At 53.7% G+C, this 12,016-nt stretch carries 13 protein-coding genes; 4 read left to right on the top strand and 9 right to left on the bottom strand.

Annotation, left to right across the window (positions count from 1 at the left end; genetic code table 11):
* Nucleotides 1-724 precede the first annotated feature (724 nt).
* Together J2Z49_RS09995 and J2Z49_RS09990 are read right to left on the bottom strand one after the other, a co-directional pair.
* On the bottom strand, nucleotides 725-2,083 hold the full coding sequence (locus J2Z49_RS09995) for a sigma-54 interaction domain-containing protein (protein WP_307402684.1): 1,359 nt from the start codon (nucleotides 2,081-2,083) through the stop codon (nucleotides 725-727).
* 357 nt (nucleotides 2,084-2,440) lie between these two features.
* Nucleotides 2,441-3,694, bottom strand: coding sequence for a (Fe-S)-binding protein (locus J2Z49_RS09990; RefSeq protein WP_307402683.1), 1,254 nt, complete (start codon nucleotides 3,692-3,694; stop codon nucleotides 2,441-2,443).
* A 332-nt stretch (nucleotides 3,695-4,026) separates the two neighbouring features.
* On the opposite strand from J2Z49_RS09990, the gene J2Z49_RS09985 reads away from it, so the two are divergent.
* Genes J2Z49_RS09985 through J2Z49_RS09975 form a run of 3 tightly spaced genes read left to right on the top strand, consistent with a single transcriptional unit; the run spans nucleotide 4,027 to nucleotide 5,405 of the window.
* On the top strand, nucleotides 4,027-4,875 hold the full coding sequence (locus tag J2Z49_RS09985; RefSeq protein WP_307402697.1) for an MBL fold metallo-hydrolase: 849 nt from the start codon (nucleotides 4,027-4,029) through the stop codon (nucleotides 4,873-4,875).
* Complete coding sequence (locus J2Z49_RS09980) at nucleotides 4,872-5,117, top strand: helix-turn-helix domain-containing protein (protein WP_307402681.1); 246 nt, start codon at nucleotides 4,872-4,874, stop codon at nucleotides 5,115-5,117. The genes J2Z49_RS09985 and J2Z49_RS09980 overlap by 4 nt, the downstream gene beginning before the upstream one ends.
* Before the next feature lie 3 nt (nucleotides 5,118-5,120).
* Nucleotides 5,121-5,405, top strand: coding sequence for a hypothetical protein (locus J2Z49_RS09975; RefSeq protein ID WP_307402679.1), 285 nt, complete (start codon nucleotides 5,121-5,123; stop codon nucleotides 5,403-5,405).
* A gap of 130 nt (nucleotides 5,406-5,535) precedes the next feature.
* Here the strand turns inward: J2Z49_RS09975 and J2Z49_RS09970 are convergent, their stop codons facing one another.
* Both J2Z49_RS09970 and J2Z49_RS09965 read right to left on the bottom strand, forming a co-directional pair.
* Nucleotides 5,536-6,282, bottom strand: coding sequence for a histone deacetylase family protein (locus J2Z49_RS09970; protein ID WP_307402696.1), 747 nt, complete (start codon nucleotides 6,280-6,282; stop codon nucleotides 5,536-5,538).
* Between the two features lie 199 nt (nucleotides 6,283-6,481).
* Nucleotides 6,482-7,276 carry a DUF1848 family protein gene (locus tag J2Z49_RS09965; RefSeq protein ID WP_307402677.1) on the bottom strand — a complete coding sequence of 265 codons (795 nt, stop codon included), beginning with the start codon at nucleotides 7,274-7,276 and terminating at the stop codon, nucleotides 6,482-6,484.
* Nucleotides 7,277-7,388: 112 nt separating this feature from the next.
* Here J2Z49_RS09965 and J2Z49_RS09960 point away from each other — a divergent pair, with 112 nt between their 5' ends.
* Nucleotides 7,389-8,297 carry a heme o synthase gene (locus J2Z49_RS09960; protein WP_307402675.1) on the top strand — a complete coding sequence of 303 codons (909 nt, stop codon included), beginning with the start codon at nucleotides 7,389-7,391 and terminating at the stop codon, nucleotides 8,295-8,297.
* Nucleotides 8,298-8,388: 91 nt separating this feature from the next.
* Here the strand turns inward: J2Z49_RS09960 and J2Z49_RS09955 are convergent, their stop codons facing one another.
* The 5 genes from J2Z49_RS09955 to J2Z49_RS09935 all read right to left on the bottom strand — a co-directional run bounded on the left by J2Z49_RS09955 (nucleotide 8,389) and on the right by J2Z49_RS09935 (nucleotide 12,009).
* Nucleotides 8,389-9,189: an ABC transporter ATP-binding protein gene (locus J2Z49_RS09955; protein ID WP_307402673.1), complete on the bottom strand. Its 801-nt coding sequence runs from the start codon at nucleotides 9,187-9,189 to the stop codon at nucleotides 8,389-8,391.
* A complete protein-coding gene (locus tag J2Z49_RS09950; protein ID WP_307402671.1) occupies nucleotides 9,140-10,084 on the bottom strand; it encodes an ABC transporter permease in 945 nt (314 codons plus the stop codon). Before J2Z49_RS09950 ends, J2Z49_RS09955 begins: the two co-directional genes overlap by 50 nt.
* Before the next feature lie 10 nt (nucleotides 10,085-10,094).
* A complete protein-coding gene (locus J2Z49_RS09945; protein ID WP_307402669.1) occupies nucleotides 10,095-11,087 on the bottom strand; it encodes an ABC transporter substrate-binding protein in 993 nt (330 codons plus the stop codon).
* Between the two features lie 222 nt (nucleotides 11,088-11,309).
* Entirely contained in the window at nucleotides 11,310-11,546 is a 237-nt protein-coding gene (locus J2Z49_RS09940; RefSeq protein ID WP_307402668.1) for an enoyl-CoA hydratase-related protein, read from the bottom strand.
* A gap of 46 nt (nucleotides 11,547-11,592) precedes the next feature.
* Complete coding sequence (locus tag J2Z49_RS09935; RefSeq protein ID WP_307402666.1) at nucleotides 11,593-12,009, bottom strand: YidH family protein; 417 nt, start codon at nucleotides 12,007-12,009, stop codon at nucleotides 11,593-11,595.
* Nucleotides 12,010-12,016: the final 7 nt, after the last annotated feature.

The following is a 12,016-nucleotide window of genomic DNA, read 5'->3' as shown; positions in this document are numbered from 1 at the left end:
CACCTCTTTTGCCTCCCCCTCTCGAGGGAGATTTTATCATAGGGTGGGTCAGTTTTATTTGACGATCGGGGGTCAATTCTATTTTACGATCTACAATCAGCGCTTCTTGAGTCACATCGAAGAGGGGGGATACGCGATTACCCCACCTGGCGAGAGCAACTCTCATTAAACCTTACACCCCGTTAGATTAGAGCCTGTTTTAAAACAGGTGAGTGTTCAGTCAACCCGCTTAAGGAACGGCGTTGTCCCGCTCACTCATATGCTCCGCGCCGACAGCACCGCGGTTCGCTTCGGGCCGGCTCTGGCTCTCTGCGGATTGCCCGCCACTAATCATCCTTCGTTATTACATCCTGACTTAATATGTTTTCGGAGTCTTCTTCCGAACAGTTCATCATGCGTCCTCGAGAGCCGAGCCGGCAGCCTCGCTTCACCGGGTGCTGTTACCGGCGCTCCGCAAAATCTTTCGCTCTGGACAACGCCGTTCCTTTGCAGTTAACGGCGGTTTTACTGAACTTTTACTAAAACTGTTTACCCTTTGCCGCCTGGCTGCATAATTTTTTGCTCGCAAAACTTATGCCAACAAAACAATGCCTCTAAAAAACCGGGATAAAATAGCTGCCCCTGGCTTTCGCCGAACGCTCCTTCCGGGTGATAATACTGGGGAAAACAAAAAAAGGTGCAAAATGCACCCGGGCTAACCACCGAACTACTGCAAAATGCAACGTTATTCTGCCCTGTTCAAATAGTCACTGGTTGGAATTTTTATGCCGTATCGCTTAATTTTCCGCCACAGCGTGGTCTTATCAATACCCAGTTCCCTGGCCGCCAGACTGCGTTTTCCCTGGTTCCGAACAAGCGCCTCATAAATCATCCGGGCTTCCATTTCGGCCAAGGTTTTGCCTTTCCCGGAACAAGAACGGTCACCAGCAGCTTGCAGATAAGCGGGCAGGTGCTCCGGCTTTATAAGCCCGCCTTTGCACAGGATAAAGGCATGTTCGATAATGTTTTCCAGTTCCCTGACGTTACCTGGAAAGTCGTGCTGCCATAGCAGGGCCAGGGCCTCTTCAGAAATCCCGTCGATGGCTTTACCCCGCAGGATGTTTAACCTATCGATAAAATGCTCTACCAGCAACGGAATATCTTCCTTGCGCTCGGATAAAGGGGGGAGCGTAATTTTAATCACATTGATCCGGTAGTACAAATCCTGACGAAATAACCCCTTTTCTACCAGCGCCGCCAGATCTTTATTGGTGGCCGCCAGGATCCGTACATCGGCCTTCAACGGGCGCACGGCACCCAGGGGCTCAAACTCTTTTTCCTGTAAAACCCGTAAAAGTTTAACCTGCAGAGCCGGAGAAATATCGCCAATTTCATCAAGAAAAAGGGTGCCCCCCTGGGCACGGGCAAAACGGCCTGGTTTACTTTTTCTGGCATCAGTAAAGGCCCCTGCCTCATAACCGAAAAGCTCAGATTCCAGCAAGGTATCAGGAAGGGCGGCGCAATTTACGGCCACCAGGGGTTTGTCCCTGCGAGGGCTTAAATTGTGTATGGCTCGTGCCAAAAGTTCCTTTCCCGAACCGGTCGGCCCTTCAATTAACACCGTGCTATCACTTTCCGCTATGTCCGGAAGAAGGGAGAAAATTTGTTGCATCCGGTGGTTCCTGCTGATGATATCGGCAAAAGTATGCCGCCCACGCAGTTCTCTGCGTAATTCCTCCACCAGGGAGAGATCCCGGAAGGTTTCCACACCGCCAATCACCTGCTGGTACTCATCCCTGAGTATACCGGTACTGATGCTTATGGGAACCTTTTTACCGTAAGCATTGACAATATAAACAGCCCTGTTTACTACCGGGCAACCGGTTTCCAGGGTGTGTTTTAACGCGCATTCCCTCTCGCAAATACTGGCCCGAAAAACTTCCCAGCAAAAACGCCCGACGGCTTCTTCCCGGGGTACGCCGGTAATTTCCTCCGCAGCCCGGTTGAAAAAAGTAATGCGCCAATCGGAATTAATTGTGAAAACACCATCGCTAATGCTGTTTAAAATAACAGAGGTAATATTTTGATCACCTGTTACACTCATACATAATCCAGCCTTAATTTAACTTTACATATGTCCATATTAGCATCCCGAACACAAAAAAGCAATAGCTCCAAACCGCAGGAGTTGTTTTTGCGGTCAATGCTGTGTCCCCTGCCGCTCCCCGGATTACTCCCTGGAGTGCAAAAAAAAGCCCGGCAAAAACGTGCATGCCGGGGCCAAACTAAACTTTAGTGGGATGGTAAAGTGCCCTTTGAAGGGAGGCTTCCGGCAGGAGTAAGGGCAGGTCTCCCTTGCCGGAGTAACCAGGGGAACCTTTCCCCCGGTCCAGTTCTTACGGAATCCATAAAAAGTCCTGGATAACTGGCTATCACCCGCCTTTCACCTTGAAACGTGGTGTTACTTCAATTGCTCCCTTTCGGCTTTGCTGGGTAAAATAAGGGCATTGCTCACCAGATGATGAATATGATTAACCTTGCAGTCCAGTTTGTAGTACTTGATGATGTCGTTTAACTGGTCGTAACAGTTGTGGCAGGGTGTAACTACGATTTTGGCGCCGGTAGCTTTGATTTGCTCGGCTTTAAGCTTGCCCTTGGCCATCCGGTAAGGGTAAATTTCCTTCCCCATGGCCAGCAGGCCGCCCCCGCCGCCGCAGCAATAGTTGTACTGGCGGTTGGGCCACATTTCGACAAAGTCCATGCAGACCTGCTGCAGGCAGTAGCGGGGCTCTTCCACAACCCCCTCTTTGCGCACCAGATTGCAGGGATCGTGGAAAGTAACCCGTTCGGTGTTTCTGGTGCGATCAACTTTAATACGGCCCTCCCGGATCCACTCGGCCTGCAACTGCACAAAGCTGCGTACGGGATATGTGGCACCATTAAGCCAGACAATGCGACCCCACCGCTGCGCCCGGAAAGCATGTCCACATTCGGTAATAATAACTTCCTTCACTTTCAGTCGTTCAAACTCTTCCATAGTACGCCGTACCATAATAGCCGAGTCCTCGTCGTCACCATTGAACAGGGCGTAATGGGTGGCGTCCCACCAGCGGCTGCTGACCGTCCAACTGGCCCCGGCGGCCCACATAATTTTGGCAATGCTCTGCACATCCTGGGGGTAGTACTTGATTTCCCGGGGGTCCCACATGAAGAGGAACTCTGCCCCTTCCTGGTCCACGGGTATTCTGGCATTGGGGTCTCCAACTTCCTGCTGCAGCTCTTCCTCCATCCACTCCAGTGTTTCCAGGTATTCTTCCGTAGTTACCTCCATCTGGTTGCCGGTGCGGATCTGCGCATCCACCACGTCCTGCAAAAATCCCGGTGCCCTGAGGCCGAAGTTTTTGGGACTGCGGATGGTTCTCACCAGACCGGCGATATCCACATTCATCGGGCAGTGGAAAGTACAGCGCCCACACATGGTACAGGCCCAGATAAAAGTGTCCGCAAGTACTTTTTCCCGCATCCCCAGGACTACCTGGCGGATAAACTTGCGCGGGTCGGCATGATCGTGCACTCCGTTATAGGGGCAGCCGGCACTGCACATGCCGCAGGTGAGGCAGTTGTATAAATCCGCCGGGTCCTTGTCCGTCCTGAACTTGGAGACAACCTCGCTCATGAAGGTTGGGTCCAGCTTGCTGGCCGCTATTGCTTCCACGCGGCTTCCTCCCCCCGCAAAATCTTATGGTAGATCATTATAACTTTATCAAAGGCGCGTACTTACGAGCAAACGTTAATTATGGCCATTACCTTCCTTTTTCGAACAATATTGCGGATTTATGCTCAAATTTAAAAGGAATGGGATATTTCTGAAAACACCGTTGATCAAGAGGTGAACCCTGTGCAAGAGCAACTTCCAGATCATGAGGATTGTACCCATACGGGCGGTCGCCGGTACCGTTCTCCAACAGTTGACTGCAGAAGCAATGAGTGTTACAGTTAGCCTAGAAAAGTCATTTGTAAATCCTGATTGCAGGGGTGTATAGGGTGATGGTTAAAATAACTGTTTTAAGCGAAAATACCGTGGGCCTGCCCCTGGGTTTGTCGGGAGAATGGGGTTTGGCCCTGCTGGTGGAAACAGCCGGGACAAAGGTTCTTTTCGATACCGGTGAACGGGGAAACATCCTGGCAAACGCCGCCGCCCTGGGGATCAACCTGCAGGAGGTCGACGCCCTGGTAATGAGCCACGGCCATTACGACCACAGCGGAGGCATGCGGGATTTCCTGCGCCTGCGGGGCCGCTTGCCCGTCTACGTTCATCCCGACTTTTTTGCCTTACACTACGTTTCCCAGCCCCGGGAACAGTACATCGGGGTGCCATTTCGACAGGAGGAACTGGAAAGCCTGGGCGCAGATTTCATCTTTGAGCAGGAACCGCAGCAAATCGCACCCGGACTGTGGGTCAGCGGTGAGGTCCCGCGCAAGACCACTTTCGAAAAGGGAGACAGCCGCCTCTTTTCCCTGGAAAACGACAACAAGGTAGCAGACCCCTTCCGGGACGACATGAGCCTGTACTGTGTTACGGATGAAGGGGTAGTAATAATCCTGGGATGTGCCCATGCAGGGGTGGTAAATATCGTGGAACACGCCCGTCAGGTAACCGGCATCGACCGCATCTACGGCATTATTGGCGGGACCCACCTGGGCCCGGCATCCAAAGAGCAACAGGAGGCCACCATTGCTTATCTGAAAAACCTGGACTTAAAGTTCCTGGCGGCCAATCACTGCACCGGCCTGCCTGTCGCAGCCCGTCTTGCCGCTATTTTCGGTCCAACCTTTCACTTTGCACCCGCCGGTGCCAGCTTCACCCTGCCCCTGAAAGAGGGTGGCCGGTCATGAGCCTGGAAGAGGTAAGAAAAAGCCAGGGGCTCACGGCGCCGACCATGGCCACCCGGGTGGGAATTACCGTCCGGGAGTTGCTGGCCATTGAAAGGGGGCAGCAATACCCCCGCCTGTGCGTGGCCCAGAAATGGGCCAATGCCCTGGGATTGAGTTTCGAGGAATTTTCCCGCCACTTCTATGAAAAAGCGGACCCGGCCCAACTGCTTCAATGCAACCTGGAAAATCAACAGGAGGGTTAAAATGTGAACATGACCATTGAAGAAGCAGTGGAATTTTTCGTGGAGAATTGGGATTTAATCCCCGTACTTACCACCATCAAGGGAGACTATGCCGTTCCGGTTAAACCAAAGCGCGATGTATACCTGGTGGTGGAAAAAAACGCTCCGGGGATCTTCCTGGCCCGCCTGGCACCGGATTTGATGCGCTTAAAACCGCTGGACGAGCCGGATAGCGATGAGGCCCGCCAGTTCATTTACCGTCGTTTGAAAGAGGCCAACCTGGTAAAAGAGGTCAACTATACCCATTAATTTCCCCGGAAGGAAAAGTAAACTGGTCGGGTTGTCCCGACCGTTAATTTTTTACGGTAGAGTTCCTTTCACGGAACTAACCGCAGAACCCCCGGATGCTGGCGAGCTCTTGATCCGCCGTAAGGGTTACCTATCCCTGCTCCAACCCTTTCAACAGGGCAAGAGCATTTTTTCCCAGCACGTCACTGTTGTAACCGCCTTCAAGGACGGCAAACACCCTCCCCCGGCATTTTTGCCGGGCAAAAGTGCCGATTATTTTTCCGGCGGCTTCATAATCTTCTGTTTTCAACAAACGGCCCCAATCCGCTTCGTGCCGGTCAAAGCCGGCTGATATGGCCACCAGATCAAATTCCCCCCGGCAGGTGAGCTCCAAATCGCGCAAAAATCTTTCCCGGCTGATCCCTTCCACGTGATGGTAGGTTACTTCCGGTACGCCAGCAAAAATATTGGCCGTACCATCACCATAATGCAAGTCAATGTCGATAATTAACGCCCTGGTGATCAGCCCCCGGCGTCTCAACCTTTCCACGGCTACGGCAATATTGTTAAACCAGCAAAAACCCCAGCTGGAATCGGGGCTGGCGTGGTGCCCAGGCGGTCTAAGCAAACCGAAAGCCTTTTCTCCCCGCATGGCCAGATCCGATGCTAAGATGGCTCCGCCAACGGCCAAAAGGGCAACTTCGTAGGTATGAGGCCGCTTTTTGACTCTTTCCAGGTGTCCCGGGGTGTGTACCAGCAACACATCATCATCTGTTGCCGGCCGGGGTTCAACAAAGGGAAATGATTGGGCCAGCTCTTCCACCATCGGGTCCAATCTCCCCGCTGCCGCCGCCGGGTCGGAAGCATAAACTTCCTTATAACGTTCATGAAAGACCACCTTCAATGTCCTTCCCCTCCTCCAATGTCTAAATTAGTCGTTTCAGGAGCATGTCTCAATAAACCGTCGCAAGAAAGGGGCCACCCCCCGCTTCCCCGGATGCCGCCGACGTGGCGTGCAGCGCGTTTGCCCGGAATCGGCGCACTGTCCCCTGTGATCTGATTTCGCCCTAACGACATTATAACGGATTCTATCAACGTCAAACAGAACTGTTGGCGTAACAGTAAAGGCAACCGGAGGGACATGTCATGTTATACCAGCCGATATCTATGGCATGGGTGCAACCGCACAAAGCCCTTTGACCTTTAGCTTTATCTACGCGGCACCTTTCCCCCGCCGGGTGCAGGGCGCTTAAAAGTTCGCCGTCAATACACCGGGAAACCGGCATCCCCGGAACGCAGCAGCCATAAAGGACGGCCCCTGTGGCCGCCGCTGCGGCAGAAAGTTTTTCCCAAACCCGCTCCCGTTCTTCAGGCGTAAGGGGCACAGCCTCCCACCCGCGGCGCAAAAGGCGCCGCCGCACCTTGGGGTAAAGCTCCACAAAGGAGGCGGAAAAAGCGGTCACGCCCATGGCCGTGGCCGCCCGGATCACTTGTACCGCCGTTTCCAGGTTTGAAAAAACCTCCCCATTTCGCCTCAACATTACCAGAGGATCGGTCCTTACCCTCAGGCGCCGGGGATCACCCAAAAACTCAACGAGGGGCGGAATTTGCGCCAGCACCGCCTCCGGTCTGGCAACACGGGGTTCTACCAATGTGCCGCCCAATCCCGTCACCGTGAGGTGTACATACACTTGAGAGTACATACTGAGCACCGTACGCAATTTGAGCAGCACCGTTTCCGGAAACTTGGTCCAAACCACTACGGTATGTACCCGCTCCGGCGGGTAACGGGCCAGAAGAAGGGCGGCAATCCTTTCGGCATAAAAATAAGGCTCAGTCCGGCGGGAAATACTGACCACCACTTTGGGTGCTCCGGTTCCCCCGCACACCACTTGTACCTTTCCTCCTTAACTTTTGGTAAACCGTAAAAACAATTCAAGAAGGATTTAGGCACAGTATAACGAACTATTAAAAAGACTCGGCTTTGATTGGAGGAACTTAAAAGTGAACATAGAAACCACCAGTATCAGCAAAACCCGGGCGGATTTTCGGACTACTGTACTGGCATACCTGGAAGTAACCAAGCCCCGTTCCGTGGTCCTGCTGGTTTTTACGGCACTGGCTACCATGGTGGTGGCAGGTGCCATAAACGGGCCTATATCGACTTTTCAGTTTGTGGCTGCCATAGCGGCTGTAACTCTGGCCTGTGCCGGCGCCAACGCCGTCAGTTGTTATATCGACCGGGATCTGGACGCAAGTATGATCCGGACCCGCAAACGGCCCATTCCCGACGGAAGGATCAATCCTCCGGTGCGGGCCCTGTACTGGGGGCTGTTCCTCTTCGTTTCCTCCCTCATCCTCGGCTGGACGGTCAACCCCATTGCTTTTGCCTGCCTCTGGGGCGGCATGATCGGTTATGTGGGCATCTACAGCCTCTGGCTGAAGCGCAGGAGTTCCTGGAATATCATCCTGGGCGGTTTTTCCGGCGGCCTGCCGGCACTCTTCGGATGGACTGCCGTAACGGGTAAGGTGGATTTGCTGCCTCTTCTCATAGCCGCCCTGGTAGTATTGTGGATTCCCAACCACATATGGAGCCTGGCCATCTTTTACAGGGACGACTACGCCAGGGTAAAAGTACCCATGCTTCCCGTGGTCTGCGAAGCAAAAAAAGCCCTGCACTGTCTTTTAAGCACCGTTATCCTGATGGTTTTATTTTCCATTTTGATCTACTTTGCCGGGTCCTGGGGAACAGTGTATCTCATGACAGCAATTCTCACGGGCTTATCCGCCATCGGGTTAAGCACTTACGTATACCTCCGTCCTACCCCTCAAAACGCCTGGCTCCTCTTCAAGTTTTCCAGCCCATACCTTTTCCTTCTCTTCTTGGGTATGATGGCCGACGCCTGGCTGTAACCTGGCCTGGAACGGGAAGGCAAGCAACCCGGCAATCCAACAACAGCGCATAACTGCAACCAGCCCTGAGATGGCAGGGCTGGTTTCGTTTTCAACTCCCGCTTAAAAGCACCCGGTCATAAGTAAAAGCATTACCGCTGGCCTGTTCAAACATCTTCAGGAGATCCGCCACAGTGGTTTTTTCTCTTTCCGGTCCATATAGATCCAGAATGATCCTCCCCTCGTGCATCATCACCGTGCGGTTGCCGGTGTGCAGTGCCTGCGCCAGATTGTGGGTAACCATGAGGGTAGTAAGCCGGTGCCGGGCGATAATTCGTTCCGTTAGCTCCATGACCGTGGCGGCGGTACGCGGGTCCAGGGCAGCGGTGTGCTCGTCCAGCAAAAGTATCTTGGGGGTGGCAATGGTAGCCATCAGCACGGTCAGGGCCTGGCGCTGGCCGCCGGACAACAGACCCACCCTGGTGGTCAGGCGGTCCTCCAGGCCCAACCCCAAAAGGGCCAGGCGTTCCTTGAAGAGCTGCCGCTCCGCCTGGGTAATCCCCCGGCGCAAACGGCGGGGGCGGCCCCGGCGCAAGGCCAGGGCCAGGTTTTCTTCAATGGTCATGGAAGCGGCAGTACCCCGCAAGGGATCCTGGAAAACGCGGCCGATATGGGCCGCCCGGATATGTTCGGGCCAGCGCGTAATATCCTGGTTGTCCAGGATCACCTTCCCCGCATCAACCTCGTATACCCCGGCCACAACGTTTAAGAGAGTAGATTTGCCGGCACCGTTGCTGCCGATGATGGTTACCACATCTCCCGGCCGGACATGCAGAGTAACACCCCTTAAGGCCACCTTTTCATTAACCCCGCCGGGATGAAAGATCTTGTGCACATTGTCCAGTTTCAGCAACCTGTTCACCCCTCAAACGTAATGACCGGAATCCCAAACGCTGCCTTACCAGGGGGAAGGCCAGGGCAACCACCACAATTAACGAAGTGAGTAATTTCAGATCCGTCGCCGGCATACCCAGTTGCAAAACCAGGCTAATCACGGTCCGGTAGATAATGGAACCGACGATGACCGCCAGTAAAGACCGGAAAAGGGTGTGGTTGCCAACCAGTGCTTCACCAATAATGACCGAGGCCAGGCCGGCAATAATCATCCCGATGCCCATCCCGATATCGGCAAAACCCTGGTACTGAGCCACCAGGCTGCCCGAAAGCGCCACCAGGGCATTCCCGATGGCCAGCCCCACCAGTTTCATGGTATTTGTATTTACCCCCAGGCTACGGATCATTTGCTCGTTATCTCCGGTGGCCCGTACAGACATGCCCAGCTCTGTTTGCAAAAAAAGGTAGAGAAGGCCAACAACCACAATCACTACCATCAAGCCCAGCAGAACCGGTCCCCATGGCCCCAGCAAGGTCATCTCCCTGACCTGAGTAAAAATTGTCTGTTCACGAAGAAGGGACAGGTTAGCCTGTCCCATAATTCGCAAATTGATGGAATAAAGGGCAATCATGGTTAGAATACCCGAAAGCAAAGGAGCCACCCTTAAGCCGGTGTGCAATAGACCAGTAATCAGACCGGCCAGCGCGCCGCAGATCATGGCCCCCAGGACGGCCTGCCAGGGGTTATTGCCGAGCAAGATATACTGCGCCGTTACAGCCGCCCCCAGGGTAAATGCGCCGTCAACCGTCAAATCGGGGTAATCAAGCACCCTGAAGGTCATATACACCCCCAGGACCATGGCTCCCCACAACAAGCCCTGCTCCAGGGATCCCAACCAGATGCTCAACGACATGATGCTTCACCTACTCAATAATTTTGCTTGCTTTCTTTTTCAATTCTTCCGGAATGGTCACGCCAAAAGCCGCCGCCGCTTTGGCATTTAAAACGATACTCAAGTCCTTTTGTTTCTCAATAGGCATATCCTGGGGTTTTTCTCCCTTTAGAACCCTCAAGGCCATCTCGCCGGTCTGCTGGCCCAGCTTGTAATAATCTATACCGATAGTACCCAGGGCACCAGCCTCCACCGTATTGCTCTCCCCGGCAATTACCGGAAGCTTATGCTTCTCGGCCACCTGGATTACCCCCGCCACGGACGAGACTACCGTATTATCCGTGGGTACGTAAATGGCATCCACCCGCCCCACCAGGGACTGGGCGGCCTGGACCACCTCGCTGCTGGCGGTAACCGGGGCTTCTACCACAGTAAGACCCAGCTCCGGTGCCTCCTGCTTAACGATTTTCACCTGAACCTGGGAATTTACCTCGCTGGAGTTATAGATGACCCCCACCTTTTTGGCGTCTGGTACCAGTTCCTTGAGCAACTGCAACTGTTCCTTAATCGGATTCATATCAGTGGTACCGGTAACATTGGTACCCGGTTTTTCCATGCTCTTAACCAGTTTTGCTTCCACGGGATCTGTCACGGCGGTGATTAAAATCGGAATGTCCTTGGTTTCATTGGCCATGGCCATGGCGGAAGGAGTAGCGATGGCCAGAATGAGGTCTTTCCTATCCTGGACAAACTTGCGGGCAATGGCCTGAAGGGTAGATTGATCGCCCTGGGCGTTTTGGAAGTCTACCTGTAGATTCTTCCCTTCCACGTAGCCGTTGGCCGCCAGTGTTTCCAGAAAACCTTTCCGGGCCGCATCCAGAGCCGGGTGCTCCACGATCTGGATAATGCCGAGCTTCACCGCTTTTGCTTCAGTTTTGACGCCCTGCTTACTTCCTCCTGAGCCACACGCTGCCATTAAAAAAGCCAACCCCAGTACAAGCACCGGCAAAAGCCATCTTTTCATTATTTCCGCCTCCTTTTCTTTAACCGGTTGACGCGGTAGCAAAAAATAACCGGCAATAACAAAAATGCTCCCGGCGGGAGCATATTGCCGCCCTTCCTGCCATCCTACCGTGTTACCTTTCCCGGAGGGCCAACCGGCTGCTTATTTAACTTAACTTTATCTTATGGTTAAGGGGTGTCGGCTGTCAATAATTTTATCTATTTCGTCACCTATGAAAATCAACTAATTATCCAACCAGCTGGGCTCGCGTTTTTCCAAAAAAGCCCTGATTCCTTCCTGTGCATCGGACGTGGTGGTATTCAGGGAAATAACCTCGGTGGCGTAGTTCAGGGCCTGGAAGTCCTCCATGTTAATCTGCTGGTAAAAAGCCCTTTTACCGGCACCAATGGCCGATAGGCCGTACCGGGCAATCTTGCCGGCCAGTTCCCTGGTGGCCGCCTCCAGTTCAGCCGGCAGCACTACCTTATCCTGCGACCGCCTGGGTACGGAATCCCGATCAGTTCGCTTAAAGAGGGACCGGTGTCCGCAGGAGGTAAATGATCACCAGTACTGTAACCAGCAGCAGCATGGCGGCCAGCAACATATCGGCGGTGAGCGAGTGCCGGTACGTACCCTGGTTAATCTGGCAGCGGGTCTGCCGGTAACGGACGGCGGCCAGGATAACCACCAGCCCGGCCATGACACTGGAGCCTATCCCCAGATAGGCGGCCGATCCCCTGGACGGCGAGGAAACCATGCCCGCCTGCCACTCCAGCAGCCGCAAATAGAACGAAAATTTTTCAATGACAAAACCAAAGGCCAGAATGGCCACGGCCGTACGGATCCAGGACAGGAAGGTGCGCTCGTTGGCCAGGTGTTCCTGGATGTGCTGCCGGTCGCCGGTACGGTCGCATTTTTGCTCTTCTTTTTCCTTTCTGTTCAATTCCAGC

This window comes from Desulfofundulus luciae (assembly GCF_030813795.1).
GTDB lineage: Bacteria > Bacillota > Desulfotomaculia > Desulfotomaculales > Desulfovirgulaceae > Desulfofundulus > Desulfofundulus luciae.
Note: the sequence above shows the minus strand (reverse complement) of the source record. Positions and strands in the feature narration are given on the sequence as shown.